17 protein-coding genes, 1 tRNA gene and 1 riboswitch are annotated in these 17,211 nt (G+C 66.4%); of the genes, 11 read left to right on the forward strand and 7 right to left on the reverse strand.

What is annotated here, in order from left to right; all coding sequences use genetic code 11:
* The first annotated feature begins 57 nt into the window (after positions 1-57).
* The 3 genes from ACIOVG_RS15885 to ACIOVG_RS15895 all read left to right on the forward strand — a co-directional run bounded on the left by ACIOVG_RS15885 (position 58) and on the right by ACIOVG_RS15895 (position 5,395).
* Positions 58-3,480, forward strand: coding sequence for an HNH endonuclease (locus tag ACIOVG_RS15885; RefSeq protein ID WP_400875529.1), 3,423 nt, complete (start codon positions 58-60; stop codon positions 3,478-3,480).
* 81 nt (positions 3,481-3,561) lie between these two features.
* Positions 3,562-4,842, forward strand: coding sequence for a hypothetical protein (locus tag ACIOVG_RS15890; RefSeq protein WP_400875532.1), 1,281 nt, complete (start codon positions 3,562-3,564; stop codon positions 4,840-4,842).
* 358 nt (positions 4,843-5,200) lie between these two features.
* A complete protein-coding gene (locus ACIOVG_RS15895; protein ID WP_400875535.1) occupies positions 5,201-5,395 on the forward strand; it encodes a hypothetical protein in 195 nt (64 codons plus the stop codon).
* Positions 5,396-5,426: 31 nt separating this feature from the next.
* On the opposite strand, the gene ACIOVG_RS15900 is transcribed toward ACIOVG_RS15895, so the two are convergent.
* The 4 genes from ACIOVG_RS15900 to galU form a co-directional block, all read right to left on the reverse strand.
* Positions 5,427-5,499: transfer RNA gene (locus tag ACIOVG_RS15900), tRNA-Ala, on the reverse strand.
* Positions 5,500-5,549: 50 nt separating this feature from the next.
* Positions 5,550-6,398: a hypothetical protein gene (locus tag ACIOVG_RS15905; RefSeq protein ID WP_400875538.1), complete on the reverse strand. Its 849-nt coding sequence runs from the start codon at positions 6,396-6,398 to the stop codon at positions 5,550-5,552.
* Between the two features lie 72 nt (positions 6,399-6,470).
* A complete protein-coding gene (locus tag ACIOVG_RS15910) occupies positions 6,471-7,100 on the reverse strand; it encodes a GNAT family N-acetyltransferase (protein WP_170198032.1) in 630 nt (209 codons plus the stop codon).
* A gap of 27 nt (positions 7,101-7,127) precedes the next feature.
* Complete coding sequence (gene galU / locus ACIOVG_RS15915) at positions 7,128-8,015, reverse strand: UTP--glucose-1-phosphate uridylyltransferase GalU (RefSeq protein ID WP_400875542.1); 888 nt, start codon at positions 8,013-8,015, stop codon at positions 7,128-7,130.
* Positions 8,016-8,056: 41 nt separating this feature from the next.
* Here galU and ACIOVG_RS15920 point away from each other — a divergent pair, with 41 nt between their 5' ends.
* From ACIOVG_RS15920 to mscL, 3 genes are read left to right on the forward strand one after another with little or no spacing between them, the layout of a single operon-like run.
* On the forward strand, positions 8,057-8,653 hold the full coding sequence (locus tag ACIOVG_RS15920; RefSeq protein WP_400875545.1) for a 5-formyltetrahydrofolate cyclo-ligase: 597 nt from the start codon (positions 8,057-8,059) through the stop codon (positions 8,651-8,653).
* Positions 8,654-8,666: 13 nt separating this feature from the next.
* The gene (locus tag ACIOVG_RS15925) at positions 8,667-8,939 is read left to right on the forward strand and encodes an FmdB family zinc ribbon protein (protein ID WP_400875548.1); all 273 of its coding nucleotides are present in this window, start codon (positions 8,667-8,669) and stop codon (positions 8,937-8,939) included.
* Between the two features lie 24 nt (positions 8,940-8,963).
* Positions 8,964-9,374, forward strand: coding sequence for a large conductance mechanosensitive channel protein MscL (gene mscL, locus ACIOVG_RS15930; RefSeq protein WP_400875550.1), 411 nt, complete (start codon positions 8,964-8,966; stop codon positions 9,372-9,374).
* A gap of 84 nt (positions 9,375-9,458) precedes the next feature.
* Here the strand turns inward: mscL and ACIOVG_RS15935 are convergent, their stop codons facing one another.
* Both ACIOVG_RS15935 and ACIOVG_RS15940 read right to left on the reverse strand, forming a co-directional pair.
* Positions 9,459-9,665 (reverse strand): hypothetical protein, encoded by a 207-nt coding sequence (locus ACIOVG_RS15935; protein WP_400875553.1) that lies wholly within the window; start codon positions 9,663-9,665, stop codon positions 9,459-9,461.
* Positions 9,658-13,326 (reverse strand): AAA family ATPase, encoded by a 3,669-nt coding sequence (locus ACIOVG_RS15940; protein WP_400875556.1) that lies wholly within the window; start codon positions 13,324-13,326, stop codon positions 9,658-9,660. Before ACIOVG_RS15940 ends, ACIOVG_RS15935 begins: the two co-directional genes overlap by 8 nt.
* A gap of 239 nt (positions 13,327-13,565) precedes the next feature.
* On the opposite strand from ACIOVG_RS15940, the gene ACIOVG_RS15945 reads away from it, so the two are divergent.
* The 4 genes from ACIOVG_RS15945 (at position 13,566) to ACIOVG_RS15960 (ending at position 15,933) form a co-directional block, all read left to right on the forward strand.
* On the forward strand, positions 13,566-14,078 hold the full coding sequence (locus ACIOVG_RS15945; RefSeq protein ID WP_400875558.1) for a methylated-DNA--[protein]-cysteine S-methyltransferase: 513 nt from the start codon (positions 13,566-13,568) through the stop codon (positions 14,076-14,078).
* A gap of 147 nt (positions 14,079-14,225) precedes the next feature.
* Entirely contained in the window at positions 14,226-15,080 is an 855-nt protein-coding gene (locus ACIOVG_RS15950; protein WP_400875561.1) for a LuxR C-terminal-related transcriptional regulator, read from the forward strand.
* Positions 15,081-15,125: 45 nt separating this feature from the next.
* Positions 15,126-15,193: riboswitch (guanidine-III (ykkC-III) riboswitch) on the forward strand.
* A 10-nt stretch (positions 15,194-15,203) separates the two neighbouring features.
* A complete protein-coding gene (locus ACIOVG_RS15955; RefSeq protein WP_400875564.1) occupies positions 15,204-15,530 on the forward strand; it encodes a DMT family transporter in 327 nt (108 codons plus the stop codon).
* 58 nt (positions 15,531-15,588) lie between these two features.
* The gene (locus tag ACIOVG_RS15960; protein ID WP_400875567.1) at positions 15,589-15,933 is read left to right on the forward strand and encodes an Lsr2 family protein; all 345 of its coding nucleotides are present in this window, start codon (positions 15,589-15,591) and stop codon (positions 15,931-15,933) included.
* A gap of 34 nt (positions 15,934-15,967) precedes the next feature.
* Here ACIOVG_RS15960 and ACIOVG_RS15965 read toward each other — a convergent pair whose 3' ends face one another.
* Positions 15,968-16,603 carry a MarR family winged helix-turn-helix transcriptional regulator gene (locus ACIOVG_RS15965; protein WP_400875570.1) on the reverse strand — a complete coding sequence of 212 codons (636 nt, stop codon included), beginning with the start codon at positions 16,601-16,603 and terminating at the stop codon, positions 15,968-15,970.
* Positions 16,604-16,679: 76 nt separating this feature from the next.
* Between ACIOVG_RS15965 and idi the strand changes: the two genes are divergently transcribed.
* Positions 16,680-17,201: an isopentenyl-diphosphate Delta-isomerase gene (idi, locus tag ACIOVG_RS15970; RefSeq protein ID WP_400875573.1), complete on the forward strand. Its 522-nt coding sequence runs from the start codon at positions 16,680-16,682 to the stop codon at positions 17,199-17,201.
* The last annotated feature ends 10 nt before the right edge of the window (positions 17,202-17,211 follow it).

The following is a 17,211-nucleotide window of genomic DNA, read 5'->3' on the forward strand; positions in this document are numbered from 1 at the left end:
CCACGAGAGCCCACAACGGCTGGGAAGATTGAGAGAACCTACGGACACGGGAGTGGCATGGCGATCAGCGAGCGAACGCGAAAGCTGCTCTGGACGAGGGCGCATGATCAGTGCGCATTCCCTGGCTGTCTGCAGGCGCTCACCCTCGACGTCAACAACGCGCAGACCGGCGGTTCAGATGTGGTCGTGCTCGGGCAGGAAGCTCACATCCGGGCTCGAAGCGCTGGCGGCCCTCGCTACGACGTGGACTATGCCGAAGTTGACGGCTACGAGAACTTGGTGCTGATGTGTCCGACGCACCACTCCCTGATCGACGCGAACGATGGTACGGGCTATTCGGTTGACGTCCTCGTCGCGATGAAAGCCCGGCATGAGCGCAACCAACAAAGGCGTGACGCGCTTCAAACGACGCTCCGGGCGTATCTCGGCGACAGGTATGCGGCGGAAGACACAGTTCAGTTCCAGCAGGTCGACCTACGCGGACCGTCGGTTGATTCGATGTTCGTGGACGTGCCCGTCGGATGCCGACGCGATGAGTCCGCCGTTTCGGACCTGCTCATTCGCATCTCAGATGCGGCGCCGGGTGACACCGCAGAACTTGAGGCAGCATCGGGCTTTGTGATCACGGGCGCGACGCAAGCGCTGCTTCACCCCGAGTGGAAAGGCAACGCCGTGCTGGTGGGGGGTCCCGGCCAGGGCAAGTCCACCGTCCTCCAATACGTGTGCCAGTTTCATCGGGCTCGGCGGCTGGGCGAGAACGCCTACACTGCCGACCAGTCTGGGCTCGTCCGCGCGACTTCTATCGCCAGGTTCCCGATTCGCATCGACCTTCGCAAGTACGCGCAATGGGCGGTTAACGTCCCCCCGGCTCGTCGGGGCAAGACGCGGAAATCAAAGGAGAGATCTCGACGGGATGATGACTGGCGCAGTCTCGAGGAGTTCGTGATTGACGACATCGGTCGTCATATCGGAGCGCACCAGTTCGAGGCCCGTGACTTCGCCGTCCTCATCGCGACAGAACCGGTGCTCTTGGCATTGGACGGTCTCGACGAAGTTGCAAGCTTGTCCGTCCGCGCCAAGGTTGTCGACGAGATCGCCCGTGTACGGGGACGCTTGAGCCCGGATGCGGCCGACCTCGTGATCCTCGTCGCCACGCGCCCCGGCAGCTCGCTGCAACCGCTGACCTCATCAGGCGCCTTTCCGGTCTTGCATCTGCAACGCCTCACCCAGGGCTTGAGGCTCCAGTATCTACAACGGTGGGTCGCTGTCTCACAGCTCTCGCCTGAGGCGGCAACGCGGCTGCAGTCAACGTTCATGGACAGCCAGCACGTGCCCCACATCAGCGAGTTGGCTTCCTACCCCATGCAGCTCGCGATCCTCCTGCACTTGCTCCACCGGCGACAACTGCTGCCGCAGCAACGCACGGAGCTGTATGCCGAGTACCTCAAGACCTTCCTGGACCGGGAGCAGACCGAAGACAAAGAGCCTCTACTCGCAGAGCAGCGTCGCGTCGTCGAGGACACCCACGCCTATCTCGGCTGGCACCTGCAAGCCAAGGCGGAGCAAGGACAAAGCTCCGGAAAGATCTCCCGGGACGAACTCCGCCAGCTCCTGCGCAACTACCTCGCAGGCCAGCCCGAGGAACAGAAACTGGCCGAAGAGCTCTACTCGGCGATCACAGACCGCGTTCTTTGTCTTGTGGAACGTGATGACGCATTCGAGTTCGAGGTGCAGTCACTCCGCGAGTACTTCGCGGCCCTGCACATCTTCGACAACCTGACCGCCAAGGGCATCGGCAACTCTCGGGACGATGGCCTAAACGCCCTTCTCGAACGCCCGTACTGGTCCAACGTGTGCCGCTTCTTCATCGGCATGCTCACCAAGGGTGAAGTTCGCGCCCTTCGCGACAACTTCCGGACAGTCGGAAAGCGAGTCTCGCCGCAGCCGACGATCCGCTCAATGGCCGTCTTGGTTCTTGGCGACCGCATCTTCCACGGTCTGATTGATACGGAGATCAGGGAGGTCGTGGACTTTGTGCTCGAAGGCCCTGGCGTGATTCTTGCTGAGGATGGCGCGTTCGATTCGGCCGGCACACCGCTTCGGCTCGGCGACCGCGCCGGACGCAGCCAAGCTGTTGCTCATCTGAAGGGTCGCCTCGAACAGGAGAAGTCCCCAGAGATTCGCCACGCCATTGCGCGAAGTCTCGACGCACACGCCATGCCAGACGATGACATCGCGAGCTGGTGGTGGGAGCGGTTCGAAGCCACGACCGCATGGCTGCAGACCGCTGCGGATCTCAGAGCGCTCCCCCAGCCGGACCCGCGCCGCCTTGACCAGCTGCACTCAATTGTCGCTGAGGCAGACGGGGAACACGACTGGCTGGTCGACATCCTCGCCGAGGGTGGCTACAACGGACAGGACGAGCAAATCCTGAACCGGGCGCGATCCGACCTCAACGAAGGCGCCGCGGAAGGGGCCACGCACCGTGTCGAGACCTCACCTCTGACGGACCTCATCAACGCTGCGACCACGACGCTATCCAATCCGCGCCGCAAACTGCCAACGCCGGCCCTCCCTCCGCGTCCGGGACCGAAGCACACCGCAACCGGTTCAACGGCCGCCAACGCGGTGACGCCCAGTACGTCTACGACGATCGACTGGGACCAGCATCTGGCGACCATTGCGGACGCCTGGGGCGACGGATGGATCCTCCGACGCGTTGTCGCCACCGTCCCCACAGACGTCGACCTATCTGCGGTCGCTGCGCGCGCTCGCACCGCAGCCCTCACTGAGGCCGCGGGCATCGAGGCCTCCTACCGCCAGAACCGGGGCGATGCTGCGTGGTGGCGTACACACCTCGCAGCGTTGACATCCCCGCGTGACAAGATGCTCGCGGTGATCGGCATTCTGGAGCAGGCCCGAACCAGCGTCGTCATCGAACTCTCCACCGCAATCGATGACCTCGTGCAGACCTTCGATTCGAAGCGATACCGCGCGGTGGAACTGTCCCTACAGCGAGACGCGGCGGGTCACCGAGTGCGCTCCCTCGATCTCCAGGACGCCCTCCGGCTTCAACAAGTGAACTTCTCGGGGCGAACTCTCTGGCTGATCTGGACGATCGGAACCGAATCGACCCGTGAACGAGTAGCCATCCGCTTGGAGCCGACACTCCGCGACCTTCTCGTCGCCGGCACGTCCGACGCACGAACAGCAGTCATTGCTGCGTGCAAGACGCGGAAGCAAAAGCTCGAGATCTTCAAAGGCAGCCGGTACGCGCTCCCGCCCGGCGGATGGGCCAACCAAGCGCGGCTCGCCTCCATCACGCCATCCGTCGCGAAGTCCATCCTCGAAGATCCAGGCGAATGGCCAGCGGACCTGGTGCAGATCGCCACGGACAAGTTGGCTGCCAGGAGGGCAGAGCGCACACCCGCCCTGGCGGAGACCGCCGCCTCAAACCGCTGGTTCCGCGATACGGACTAAGCCGAGGAGGAACGTCGCACGCAGGTCGAGCCCCATTCCCCGCAGCCCACGCGAGAACATTGAGATAGAGAGGTGGTGACGATGATCGACAGTGCGCTAGAGATGCCGGCGGCAGTGGAGTTCGCGATTATCGGCAAGGACGCGACCACTGGAGTGGGCACACTCGTAGAAGCAGACGACCACGCCTACCTCACAACCAATGCGACCTTCTCTGCCACCACCGGAGCATCCTCAAGACGAGTTCTCCAGGCACGTATCGGCGACGTGCCGGCGCTCGTGGTTGGACACGTTGTCGTGAAGGATCGAGAGCTCACACTCCGGGTGACCGAAATTCGGATGGGCTCCGACGACGTCCAGCCCACATATAGCTCTGTCCACGCACTCTTCGAGCACGCCACGGGAGCCGCGGGATACCGGCACGAAGATGGCGGCGGGCGCTTTCCCTCCGCCCCGCTTCTCGCCCCTGCGCTGGGCACGGCGAGAGCGATGGAGTTCACCTACACGGACGCACAAGGACGGATCAAGCTCACGTCGACCGAGCCCGCGCCGCTCGACGAATTTGAGGAACACCTCGCCGCCTTCCAGGATCTGCTGACATTCGCGGCCGACTCTCCGTCGGGTCGGCTCACGCTAACCGCCACGGAGCCAACGGGTGTCATCGTGACTGTCCTCGGCCGTACCCGGTTCGCTCCATTCAACCGAAACCCCAGGAAGCCCATCGAGTACGTCGTGCGCCTGGGAAACGAGCACGCACAATCTGTGATCAACGCATGGTGGGCCGCGCGGTCATCGCTCCGCCCGGTGCCCCAAGTCCTCTCCGGGATCCGCTATCAATCCGGCTACGTCGAGAGCGATCTCATAGCGCTCGCTGCGGCGCTAGAGAAGTACGTCAAGACCCGGTTCCCGCTACCTGCTGTCAGAAGGCTGACCGACACCCAGCTCCAGCCGTTGAAAACAGCCCTCGATCAACTCAGTGGGCTCGACGAGGATCAGATGGCCGCGGTGCGAAGGTTCACCAGCAACCGGCCGGTGGAGCGCACCTATCGTGAGCATCTCGAGGTCTTCGTCGCGGATCTCGGTGCCGAACTCATGGCGGCGTCGAAGATCAACGTCGCAGAGTGGATCAATCACCTCCTGTGGGCAAGAAACGACATCGCCCACGAGGGAGCACCCAACGACCAGCGCGGTGACCAGTACGTGACCGACCCGGAATCTCGCGCGGTGCGCGACGCGACATGGGTCATGCTCTCGTTAGGTTTCACCAAGCAAGCCCACCTGCCAGAGCCGGCTTTGCAGCGCGCAGCGGAGCGCCTCGGAGTTCGGTACGGCTCGCGCCATACCGGCAGCACAATCTTTAACTAGCTCACGCTGCGTTCCACCAGGCCGACGACCGCGCACGAGAAGGCACAGGCAGGATGTAGGCGCTCACTGACCCGCGGAGTGCCCCGCGCCACCGCTGCCATCGACGACGGCTCTACCACGTGGACAACGAAGGGTGCCACCCCGTGGTCGAAGGACCGCACGACGATGTCTTCGGCCGCACGTTCGTGATCGCGGACCCTGGGAGAACCTCGTCCGAGTCTCGCCGTTTGACTCCGACATGTGTCGGGCGAGACGGGGCGCTACTGCCCCCACCATCCGTAGATCGGAAACTCGAGTTAGGTCCCGCTCCCCTGCAAGTTTCTTCGCCGAGACAAACGCTTTTGCCAGGACGCCGCTCGTGGCCGCTCACCACCTTGGCATCGGAGCCACACACCGCGGCACACCCGTCATACTCCTCGCCGACGACCACACCGTCACCGTCATCCGCCTCAACACCGGCGGAATCATCACAACCAACACCATCAACCCCAGCAAGACCTACTGGCGCAACAACGAAAAAGAGCCCGGCCGATGGCCGGACTCTTCCTCATAACTCGTCAACTATGTCGCGACTCAAAACACTGTGGACCTAAGGGGATTCGAACCCCTGACCTCCTCGATGCGAACGAGGCGCGCTACCAACTGCGCCATAGGCCCGTGAACACCTCTACGTTATCACGACGGAAGAGGGGTCCGCGTCACACCGATCACCCGGCGGCACGTCGGGAGAGCAGCTCTCTCACGTGGTCTTCGATCTCCGCGTCGTCCACGAAACCCATCCGGGCGTACGGAGATGAGGAGGCGGCCGGCAGGGCCACGGGGGCCTCCGGTGCCATCTCCTCGGCGCGCGCACGGAGCGCGGCGATACGCGCGGCCTTGCGACGCTCTTCCTGCGCCTCGATCTCGGCCTGCGCGACCTGTGCGCGCGATCCGGCGACCGACACCATGGGCTCAGGCAGCGGACGCGGGGTCCAGGTGGCACGGCCCTGATCATGGAGTTCGGGAGCCACGCGCTCGGTCTGCGGCTGTGCGACCTGCTGCGGGCGTCGCGCGGATCGTGCGGCGACAGCCGCCATCCGCTGCAGCGCGAGCCCCGAGACTAGCACGAGCGCTCCACCGGCCCACAGCAGCAGTTGCGCACCGGTCGCGACGACCTGCCACACACCGAGGCCCGCGAGAGCGAGACCGGTGACGACAATCGTGGTGGCCGTCGCACGCACACGACGACGAGCGCGCGCCTGGCGCACCACCGGGTCAGCCCTGGTGGCGGCGAGCTCGTTGCGGAGCGCTTCGAGCTCGGCAGCCTCCCGCTCGGACTGCACCCGCTTGGCCAGCTTCTGCTGCGCCAGGGCGGTGCGGGCGTTCAACTCGAACCGCACCTCTCCCGGCGTCTCACTGGTCTCGGCGAGCACCCGCAGCGCCTGGTTCAGCCTCACGGCGTTGCGTTCGGCGGCGTTGTACTGGAAGCGACCGCGCCACGAGGGCAGCAGGTAGAGCATCCAGAGGAGCACAGCGACGAGCACGATCACTCCCCCGCTCAGCACCGGCCCGTCCATACCGACAAAGCTACGGGCTTCGCGGCCTTCCGAACGTGCAGTCGGCGCGTGTCGCGGTGAGTCGGCGTCTCGTCAGAGCCTCAGACGGTCGGCGGGAGGCACCGTCGACGCGTCGGGCGGCACCTGGCCGTTCAGCCATCGGGCGAGAACTCCCTGCGGAACGTCCTCCCGGGTGAGCGCGAAGGCGTAGTGATCCCGCCAGTCCCCATCGATGTGGATGTAGCGGCGCCGCAGCCCTTCGTACCGGAAGCCCAGCTTCTGCACCACGCGCAGGCTCGCCACGTTCTCCGGGCGGATGCAGATCTCCATCCGGTGCAGTCCGTACTCGGTGAAGCAGGCATCGGTCGCGAGCGCGACGGCCGTGGGGGTGATCCCCCGGCCGGCGAATCGCTCGCTCACCCAATAGCCGATGGTGGCCGAGCACAGCGACCCGCGGGCGACACCCCACACGTTCAGCTGCCCGGCCACCTCGCCGTCGTACTCCATGACGAACGGGTACCCGGCACCGTCCTTGTACTGCTGCAGAAGCCGCCGGATGCTCAGGCGCATGTCGAACGACACGCTCCCATAGGGAACCGTCGCCTCCCACGGCTGCAGCCATGATCGGTTGGCCAACAGCTCATGCTGCAGCGGACGTGCATCCTTCGAGCGGATGAGCCGCAACTCGATCGCTCCGTGCCTGATCCCCGCCGTCAGATCCATCGCGCGTCCCGACGCCCGCAGAGTCGCCTAGAGGCGTTCCGCGAACTCCTTCAACCACGGGCGCAACTCGGGCCCGAGGTCGTCACGGTCGGAGGCGAGCTGCACGATCGCCTTGATGTAGTCGACACGGTCACCCGTGTCGTAGCGGCGACCACGGAAGATCACGCCCACCACACCAGGCCCGTCGGAGTCCGCCGCCATCTCCTGCAGCGCATCCGTCAGCTGGATCTCGCCCCCCTTGCCCGGCTCGGTGCGCTCGAGGATCTCGAACACCGAGGCGGGGAGCACGTAGCGTCCGATGACGGCGAGGTTGGAGGGCGCATCCTCCTGCGCGGGCTTCTCGACGAGTCCGGTCACGCGCACCGACTCGGAGCCCTCGATCGGCTCCACGGCGGCGGCGCCGTACATGTGGATGTTGGAGGGATCGACCTCCATCAGAGCGATCACGGCAGCACCGCTGCGCTCATGCTCGGCGATCATGTGCGTCAACAGCGGGTCGCGCTCATCGATGAGGTCGTCGCCGAGCAGGACGGCGAAGGAACTGTCGCCGACGTGCGTGCGCGCTCGCAGCACGGCGTGCCCGAGTCCCTTCGGCTCGCCCTGACGCACGAAGTGGATGTCGGCGATGTCACTCGACTTCATGACGCGCTCGAGCCGGCCGGTGTCGCCTTTCTCCATGAGCTTCACCTCGAGCTCCGGCACGGAGTCGAAGTGGTTGGAGATGGCGTTCTTGTTGCGGCCGATGATGACCAGGATGTCGTCGATGCCCGCATCCGCGGCCTCCTCGACGACGTACTGGATGGCCGGCTTGTCGACCACCGGCAGCATCTCCTTCGGCATCGCCTTGGTGGCTGGCAGGAATCGTGTCCCCAGACCCGCGGCAGGAATGACGGCCTTGATCTTCTGCGTACCCATTCCCTCAGCCTAGTGGTGGGCACCCCCGTAGACTCGGAGGCATGTCGAACGACGTCGAGCATGCCAAACGCGCACTCCGCGCCGAACTGCGCGAACGCCGAGGCCTGCTCTCCGAGGCGCAGCGCGAATCCGCCGCGACGGCGATCGGGGAACGTCTGGACGCTCTGATCGATGAGCTCGACGCCCGATCCATCTCCTGCTTCCTCTCCACCATGACCGAACCGGGCACCAGGGAGTTCGTGACCAGGGCCGTGCGCCGAGGCATCCGCGTGCTGCTCCCGATCACGCGTGCCGACGGCCTGTTGGACTGGGCCGTCGCGAACGACGACGACGAGACGACCGAAGGTCTGCACGGACTTCCCGAGCCCACCGGCGAGGTGCTCGGACCCATTGCCGTGAACGACGTCGACCTGATGATCGTCCCCGCAGCGGCCGTCGACCGTTCGGGTATGCGCATGGGCTGGGGTCGCGGATACTTCGACAAGACCATCGGTTCTATGGAGAAATGCCCTCCCGTCTACGCAGTCATCTATGATTCCGAGATACTCGACTCCCTGCCCCGAGAGGTGCACGACCAGCCGGTGAACGGCGTCGTCACCCCGTCGCAGACCCTGATCCTGTCGCCGACGCGACGCTGAACCTGAGGACGAAATGCCCACCTACGCCTATGCCTGCACGTCGTGCGGCCACCAGTTCGACGCCGTGCAGAGCTTCTCGGACGATGCTCTCTCGGTCTGCCCCGAGTGCGGCGGAGCGCTGCGCAAGCAGTACGGCTCGATCGGCGTGACCTTCAACGGCTCCGGTTTCTATCGCACCGACTCGCGCGCCAAGACTGGCGGATCGAAGGATGCTTCGGCATCATCGAAGTCGGAGTCGACGACGAGCGCCAAACCGGCGGCTGCATCGAGCTCCACCTCTTCCTGAGGTCCCGATCTGCAAGGGGTCCCCATGCTCAAAGGTTTCAAGGAGTTCATCCTCCGCGGCAACGTCATCGATCTGGCTGTCGCGGTCGTCATCGGCGGCGCATTCACCACCATCGTGAACGCCGTCGTCGCCAGCATCATCAACCCGCTCGTCGCCCTCTTCTTCAAGGCGGATGCCGCAGGCAACTTCGGCCCGCAGCTCACGAGCATCTACGGCGAGAAGGTCACCTTTCCGATCGGCGACCTGGTCTCGGCTGTCATCAGCTTCCTCGCGGTCGCCGTGGTCGTCTACTTCGTGTTCGTCGTGCCGATGAACCACTACAAGGCGCGCGTCGCCGCGAAGAAGGGTACTCCCGCAGAGGAGCCCGCAGCGGCCACCGAAGCCGAACTCCTGCTCGAGATCCGCGACCTGCTCGCCAAGAACCAGCGCAGCTGACTCCACGTCCGCTCGTACGAGAAGCGCACGGCACTCCGATCGGGGCCGTGCGCTTCTTGCGTGTGCGGCAGGTCGCGCCTGCCGTCAGTAGTGCGGCGGGATGTCCTGGATCAGCTGATCGTCGTTGGGACCTTTCGGGCCGCGCGCGACCCTGGCCTTCTTCTCCACGACCGCCGGTCCCGACTCCGGATCCGGGTCGGTGCCGGGCACCGGCGTCAGCCGCGCGCGCCGGGAGCCCGGCACCCGAACGACGCGTTGCCGCGGGGCGTCGGAGTCAGGCTGCTCAGCCACGGTCGGAATCGGCGATGTCGATCGGCTGCGTGTCATTGTCGGCCCGCGGAGCCGAATCGGAGATGCCGAGCACTGCTGCGATCCGCGTGGCGACCGTCACCGGATCGCTGTAGAGGTCGAAGGCATGCACGCGCACGTAGTGCCATCCCAGCCGGCGCAGCACGTGCGGGCGCAGACGCAGCGTCTCGCGCAGCGACTCCCCCCTGGACTCCGGGTCGGACTCGATCACCACGGCCTTGCCCTGATGCTGGGCGACCAGTGGAAGGCGTCCTCGGTAGTCGACATCGACCGAGGCGCCGAGGCGGCGTAGCTCTCTCGCGAGGGCCAAGGTCAGCGGGTCGGCCAGGTCCTCCAGCCGCGCATCGCGCCCGCGCGTCGCGAGGCCGCCGAGGATCGACATCAGCGTCGCTGCGCCGTGCTCGAGGCGCCCGTCGTCGAAGGAGGAGGGGCGGATGGACGACACGATGACCATCGAGCGTCGAGCTCTCGTCATGCCGACCGTGAGCAGGCGCTCACCGTCAGGCGTGGAGAGGTCGCCGAAGTCGCTCAGCACCCGTCCATGCTTGGTGAGGCCGAAGCCGAGCGAGAAGATCACGCGGTCGCGGCTCTCCGCGACCGATTCCTCGAGGGTCAGCACCGAGAACGGCTCGGCGGTGTCACGTCCCACGAAGTCGGCGACATCGGATCGACCGGCGAACGCCGATGTCACCGCGGCGCGCACGCGCTCGGCGTGCCGCGTGCTGGCGGTGACGACCATGAGCGACTCGGTCGGGCGGTGCACGGCATGCTCGACCACGAGCGTGACCACGCGAGCGACCTCGGCATCCGGGCTCTCGACCGCGCCGGAGATCGGATCGGGTGCACCGGTTCCGCCCTCGACGTAGTCGACGGTGAGGCTGCCGCGGCCGAGATACGAACCGGCCCAGGGCAGCGAGACGATCTCGCCGCCGTAGAAGGCGTCGTTGATCAGCTCGGCGAGATCCTCGCCCCCGGCGCGATAGCTGCGCGTGAGCGTCATCACCGGCAGCAGCTCCGAGAGCCGCTCGAACACCGAGACATCGTCGAAGGGCACTTCGGGCTCCCAGGCATCGCCCGGATCGACGGCGATGTGGAACGGCGTCGGTCGCTGGGTCACCGGGTCGCCGAACGCGACGATCTGGCGAGCCCGGCGGATGGCCGGGGCGGCCTCGGCGAGGTTGATGGCCGCGGCATCCACCAGCAGGACGGTGTCGAACTCGACCGAATCGGGGATCTCCGGCACGCGGTAGGGCGAGGATATCCACACCGGGGCGAGCACGTCGACCAGGCTCGGAGCCGCGCTCACGATCTCGGCCGTGCTGGACCCCGGCTGGGTCAAGGCGCGACGAAGGTGCTGCGACTGCTGCGGCTCGTCGACGATCGCGATCTTCCACTGGCTTGCGAGCTGCCACGCGAGCAGAGGCCCTGCCATCGCCGCATGGGCCTCGTCGACCAGGCGGAAGTCCCGCTCGAGGCGATCCACCACAGCGGTGTTGGCGCCGAGAAGGGCCCGGTTGTCCTGCAGTGCACGCTCGAGGAGAGACTGCCACCAGGCGAACTCGAGTTCCTCGCCGACCTGCCCCTCGGACACGTGGCGCACCGACAGCTCAGCGAGCAGGGGCCCGAGCCCCCACAGCGCCAGTCGGTCGCGCAGCTGCGCGCGCTCGACCAGGTTGTCGAAGACATCGGACTTGGCGGCGAGACCGGCAAGTGTGCGGACCAGGCGCGCGACCGGTAGCGAAGCGAGCGGCTCGCGACGCCCGAGTGCGGCATCGAGTTCCGCGAGCTCCGCGTGCGCGCGCTGCCAGGCCGAAGACACGTCGGCGAGGCCGAGCGGCACCTCAGGCGCCACACCCGCCTCGACGAAGCGCTGCCACTGGGTGCGCTGCGCCTGGATGCGCAGCAGTGCCTCGTGCATCTCAGTGACGTGCACGCCGGGCCGTACGTATTCCTTGGCCAGACGACGCAGCCGGCGGCGGTTCGCGCCGGAGAGGCCCGGTGCATCACGGCGCGAGCCGTGTGCCTGGATGAGTTCGCCGAGCGGCCGCTCGAACACCGTGGGGCTGAAACGGTCCAACGAATCGCGGATGCCCTCGAGCAGGCCGAGGTACTCCCCGAGCTCGTCGATCGTGGCGAACGGACGCATGCGCGTCTGCGCGATCAGTTCGTAGCCGCGCTCCAGCAGGGCGGGGATGCTGTTCGCGTGCAGGCGCGCAGCCAGCTCGTGAGCGGCACGCGCCGCCTCCGTGCTCGAGAACGTGACGCCGTACCAGGGCGAGTCGTCGGGTCCGAACCGGAATTCGCCGAGTCGCGCTGCCTGCGCGAGCGCCGACGCGGCAGCGGACCTGTCCTCGGCGAGTCGGTGCAGCGCATCGGTGCCGAGGCGCGCGGTCGTCGAAGGCGGCACGGGAAGCGAGGCGAGCCGGGTCAGGTGCCGCGTGGCGTCGAGGACCGAGGCGCCGGTACCGCCCACGGGTGCGGTCAGCGCCTGCCGATAGTCGCGCAGGACGGTGCGCAGGCGCACGAGTGCGTCGTCGACTTCCCCGGCCTTCGGCGCGACAGCCTTCTCGTTGCGCCCGATCGCACGCACGAGGTCACGGCGGACGCTGGCGGGCGAGATCGCGAGACTGTCCAGGCCGATCCCGGCGAGACGATGACGCACCCCGTCGAGAGTGGATCTCCGCGCCGACACGACGAGCACGCGGCGGCCGGCACGCACCAACTCGCCCAGGGCATTGATCACGGTCTGCGTTCCACCGGTGCCGGGCAGCGTCGCCACGGTCAGCGAATGACCGGCGGCGATACGCGCGAGCACTGCTTCCTGCTCGGCATCCGCATCCAGCAGGAGGTTGTCGGAAGCGGGCGCGCGGTCATCGGGTCCGGTGTGATGCGGCGTCGCCCGCGGTGCCGTGACCTGTTCGCGATCCCCGACGTGGCCGGCGAGTGCGTTCAACATGACGTGGTCGAGGTTGCGGCTGTCCCGTACCATCGCGCCGCTCACGTCGGCGAAGGTCGACACGACCAGTCGCGGCTCGACCGAGAACGTGTCGATCGAACGGGCGGTCGCGCGCAGGTTGTCGATCACGGGCTGGGGCTTGAAGATGCCCCCGTCGTACGCGAGGGCGGCGAGGGCGGCGGCGTCGATGGAGATGCCGAAGTGCTCCCGCGCGATACGCACGAGCTCCGGATTCACCTCGAAGGCGCCTTGCAGCTTGAGCTCGAAGTCGGAGTGGTGGCGACGGATGGCCAGCGGGCGCAGCAGCACGGGAGCGGAGAAGCCGGCTCCCCCGATGCGCCAATGCGCGACGCCGACGGCCAGATGGACGGCCTCGATGCCGCGGACGGTGCGGAGCTCGGTGTTCTTCGCCGTGATCCGTTCGGCGGCGAGTCTGGCGGTGCGCAGGCCGACCTCATCGCGGAACAGGTTGGAGAGCAGAGTCGATCGACCGGTGATGAACTGCGGCAGACTGCCCGGGTGCGCCTTGGAGATGTCGATCCCGGATTCGGGTCCATCGCGGAAGTTCACCAGAGGCGATGCACCTCCGAGATCCGCGGCTTCAGCCCGCAACCTGGTGCGCTCGGCCTCGGCGGCATGTGCGACATCGACGCCGGTCGCGGACTCGTGGAGTTCACCGAGAGTCACTGCGGCCTCCGCCACTGCGTCATCCGCAGACTTGTCTTCACGTCGCCACACAGTTCACACCCTAGGCGCGTCAGGGCCCGGCGTCCGGTATCCCGGGCGGGTTTCACCGGATTTCTGCCTCTGAACGGGCCGGCGGACTCCTCCTGCACGTCCACCGGGACCGATTGATTCTCCCCGGGACCCGGCTCGCGGACGATCTACGAATGCTCGAGGTCGGTGCGGACGGACACTATGGAGGCATGACCTTCCGCTACGACTTCGCTCCGACACCGTTCGGCGATGCACTCGCGGTGTTCTCCGACGAGGGCATCGTGAGGTTCGATCTCTCCGAATCCGAAGACCCTTCCGTCCCGTGGCTGCTGGAGGGTGTCGCCCGTGAGCTCGGCGCCATCCCCGAGCCCGACCCTGGCGCGGCAGACGAGCTCTCGCGACTCCTCGGTTCCTACTTCGAGGGTGAGCCCGTGCACTTCGCCGACCGTGTGGAGTTCGACTGGCGGCTCGCCCACGGCTTCTCGCTGACCGCGCTGCAGACGATCAGCACCATCGAGTGGGGCGAGACGATGAGCTACGGCGAGGTCGCCGTCCTCGCCGGTCACCCCGGAGCCGCGCGCGCCGTCGGAACCGCGTGCCGACTCACCCCGTTCTCGATCATCGTTCCGGTGCACCGGGTGGTGCGGTCAGACGGATCGCCGGGACACTACGGCGCGCACCCGGACCGCAAGCGCTTCCTGCTCGATCTCGAAGCCCGCTGACCCCGTGGCGCCACGGGGCGAGCGGGATCCCGGCGAGTAGGCCGCCGGGATCCCGCTGCCTGTCCCGCCCGGAGAACCGCAGACCCCCGGTGGTAGGGTCGACGCTACGAAAAGGGGCACGGTGCTGTCTCCCCGAGGTAGGAAATCATGAGCTCAGCGGTGACGTGGGAATCCGAGACCGAGCTCGTCGCCAACGCGGTGAGCGAGCTGGCCAGACGCACGCGTTTTCCCGTCGCCTTCGGAGGCCTGATCGAAGAGGGCGTCGTGAGTGTCACGAGCATCGTGGGCAACCGCACCCGCAGTCTCGACGGCCTGCGCGTCCGCCCCGAACGCGGTCTCGGCGGTCGAGCCATGATGGAGCTCCGGCCGCGCATGACGAGCGACTACGGTTCCTCGCAGCAGATCACGCACGACTACGACATGTTCGTGCTCGGAGAGGGACTGCGCACACTCCTGGCCCTCCCGATCGTGGTGCGCGGACGGCCGCGGGGCGTACTGTATGCCGGCACCTGGGACGAAGAGCCGGTCGGCGGGATCACGACGGCGCCCGCGATGCAGGTCGCCCAATCGGTCGCGGACGAGCTCCGCATCCGTGACGAGGTGGAGCAACGGCTTCGTGCCAGGGCTCCCGACGACGCTGTCGCCCCGCCTCAGCGGGAACAGCTGCGCGAGAGCTTCGCGGAGCTCCGCAGCATCGCCGCATCCATCGATGACGATTCGCTGCGGAGCCGGATCGCCCGTGTCGAGCGTCGCCTCGCCGTACTCGCCGGCGATGCGGTCCCCGTCACCACGGGTCCCGTGCCGACGGTGCGCCTGTCACCGCGGGAGATCGATGTGCTCGCGTGCGCGGCACTGGGGGCGACGAACGCCGAGATCGCGAGCAGGCTGGGACTGCGCGAGGGCACCGTGAAGGCGTATCTCGGGACGGCAATGTCGAAGCTCGACGCCTCCACCCGGCACTCCGCCGTGGCGAAGGCCCGCCGCGCAGGGCTGCTCCCCTGACCCTGGGCTGCACAGGCCCTGCCCAGCCCCTTTCACTAACATGGGGTGCAGTCGGCGAACACCGGCTCCGGACGAGGCAGGCCAGTACCCGGTAAGCGAAAAGACTGGTCCGAAAGGACCATCATGTCGTGGATCGTTTTGATCGCATCCGGAGTTCTCGAGGCCGTGTGGGCGACCGCGCTCGGCAAATCCGACGGACTCACCAAGCTCTGGCCGAGCGTGACCTTCTTCGTCGCACTCGCGATCTCGATGTTCGGTCTCGCATTCGCCATGCGCGATATCTCCACCGGCACCGCGTATGCGGTGTGGGTCGGAATCGGCGCATCGCTCACCGTCATCTGGGCGATGATCACCGGCGACACCGAGATCTCCTGGCTGCGAATTCTGCTGCTCATGGGGCTCGTCGGCTGCATTATCGGCCTCAAACTCGTCGATTCCGGCCACGAATGATGAACTCGGTCCGTAATTCTCTTTGCTGTGGTTATTCCACAGGAGTATCGTGATTTCCATGGCGAGAAGAATTGTGCACCAGCTGGTCGACGATATCGATGGCAGCGTTCTGGAAGTCGATGAAGGCGAGACCGTTCATTTCTCTCTGAACGGCACCTCGTACGAGATCGACCTGAGCAGCGCGCACGCAGAGGAATTGCGTGCCGCTCTCGAACCGTACATCTCCGCAGGACGTCGAGCAGGATCCGGTGGCGCCGTGCGCTCCGCCGCTCCTCGCAAGCGTCCGGGACGGAACCCCGAGGTCGCGGCCATCCGCGCTTGGGCCAACGAGAACGGCTACACGCTTTCGGAGCGCGGGCGCATTCCCGCGCCGATCGTCGAGGCCTACAACGCCGCCCACTGACGGCGTCGAGGAATAGGCACTTCTCTGGAAGTGCCTATTCCTCTCTCTCTTTCGCCCACGTTTCGTCCCGAAGAGTGATCTCGTTCGTCATATCCACAAGGAATCGGATGACAACCTCACGCTCTTCCGAGGTCAGCCGAGCCGCCGCATAGAATCTCTTCGCCTGCTGGCGCCCGACGGTCTCCATCGCCGCATGGCGCGTCTCCGCAGATATCGTGATCGCCAATGCTCGCCGGTCCGTCGGATGCGGAGCGCGATGAATATGCCCGCTCTTCTCGAGGCGATCGAGCAGTTTGGTCGTGGCCGCCGTCGAGATACCCAGATGTTGGGCGATTCCTCCCGGCGTCGCGATCGCGTCGCGGTTCGCGCACACGATCAGGTAATGCAGCGCACGCATATCCGTGTCGTTGAGCTGCATGTAACGGCGTGAGGCCAGCGAGAGACGCTGCTCCGCATCACGCAATTCACCGAGCGCTCCCATGAGGCGCGCGATCTCACGCAGGTCCTCCGGAGGGACTCCGCTGCGGTCGATCAGCGCACTTCGAGGGTCGCTCGCTTCGACGTCGTAGATGGCCGAATGACTCAGACCGTCAGGGCCAGGAACGTTCGCGCTCGATGCCGCCACTCCCGACGCACCCGGAGCAAGGGTGGTGCGGGACTCGTTCTCCATGCGATCATGTTACACATGACGGGCTTCATGCTAAGTTGATAACTCACTTAGTTAGCCAAATTGCCGAGAGGATGCCATGGACGATGTGACCCTCCTCGCTGAAGACGGCACCGCGGTCGGCGTTCTCCCGAAGCGGGACGTGCACACCTCCGAGACACCGCTCCACCTCGCGTTCTCGTGCCACATCCGCGACCACGACGGACGGATCCTGGTCACGAGACGAGCCCTGGGCAAGCAGACCTGGCCGGGCGTCTGGACCAACAGCTTCTGCGGTCACCCCCGCCCCGGCGAGGACATGGCGGCCGCCGTCACCCGACGCGCCCAAGAGGAGCTGGGCGTCCGCCTCTCCGACATCCGCCTCGTGCTGCCGTCGTTCCGCTACCGCGCCGTCGACGCGAGCGGCATCGTCGAGAACGAGATCTGCCCCGTGCACGTCGCGGTCATCGAGGGCGAACTGTCGGTGAATCCCGATGAGGTCGCGGAGTGGGCCTGGATCGAACCCGCCGATCTGGTGGACGCCGTGGAACGCGCGCCGTTCGCCTTCAGCCCGTGGATCCGTGAGCAGCTGCCGCAGCTTCGTGCGATCGGCGAGGTCTGACGATGGCGGC

It is taken from the genome of Microbacterium sp. NPDC087591 (assembly GCF_044743625.1).
In the GTDB taxonomy this organism is placed as follows: domain Bacteria; phylum Actinomycetota; class Actinomycetes; order Actinomycetales; family Microbacteriaceae; genus Microbacterium.

Bases quoted from the DNA above. Each gene is read 5' to 3' on its own strand.
- ACIOVG_RS15890 (WP_400875532.1), top strand. From the start codon at position 3,562: ATGATCGACAGTGCGCTAGAGATGCCGGCGGCAGTGGAGTTCGCGATT.
- idi (WP_400875573.1), top strand. From the start codon at position 16,680: ATGGACGATGTGACCCTCCTCGCTGAAGACGGCACCGCGGTCGGCGTT.
- ACIOVG_RS15925 (WP_400875548.1), top strand. From the start codon at position 8,667: ATGCCCACCTACGCCTATGCCTGCACGTCGTGCGGCCACCAGTTCGAC.
- galU (WP_400875542.1), bottom strand. From the start codon at position 8,015: ATGGGTACGCAGAAGATCAAGGCCGTCATTCCTGCCGCGGGTCTGGGG.
- ACIOVG_RS15960 (WP_400875567.1), top strand. From the start codon at position 15,589: ATGGCGAGAAGAATTGTGCACCAGCTGGTCGACGATATCGATGGCAGC.
- ACIOVG_RS15945 (WP_400875558.1), top strand. From the start codon at position 13,566: ATGACCTTCCGCTACGACTTCGCTCCGACACCGTTCGGCGATGCACTC.
- ACIOVG_RS15950 (WP_400875561.1), top strand. From the start codon at position 14,226: ATGAGCTCAGCGGTGACGTGGGAATCCGAGACCGAGCTCGTCGCCAAC.
- ACIOVG_RS15955 (WP_400875564.1), top strand. From the start codon at position 15,204: ATGTCGTGGATCGTTTTGATCGCATCCGGAGTTCTCGAGGCCGTGTGG.
- ACIOVG_RS15920 (WP_400875545.1), top strand. From the start codon at position 8,057: ATGTCGAACGACGTCGAGCATGCCAAACGCGCACTCCGCGCCGAACTG.
- ACIOVG_RS15885 (WP_400875529.1), top strand. From the start codon at position 58: ATGGCGATCAGCGAGCGAACGCGAAAGCTGCTCTGGACGAGGGCGCAT.
- ACIOVG_RS15905 (WP_400875538.1), bottom strand. From the start codon at position 6,398: ATGGACGGGCCGGTGCTGAGCGGGGGAGTGATCGTGCTCGTCGCTGTG.
- ACIOVG_RS15965 (WP_400875570.1), bottom strand. From the start codon at position 16,603: ATGGAGAACGAGTCCCGCACCACCCTTGCTCCGGGTGCGTCGGGAGTG.
- mscL (WP_400875550.1), top strand. From the start codon at position 8,964: ATGCTCAAAGGTTTCAAGGAGTTCATCCTCCGCGGCAACGTCATCGAT.
- ACIOVG_RS15910 (WP_170198032.1), bottom strand. From the start codon at position 7,100: ATGGATCTGACGGCGGGGATCAGGCACGGAGCGATCGAGTTGCGGCTC.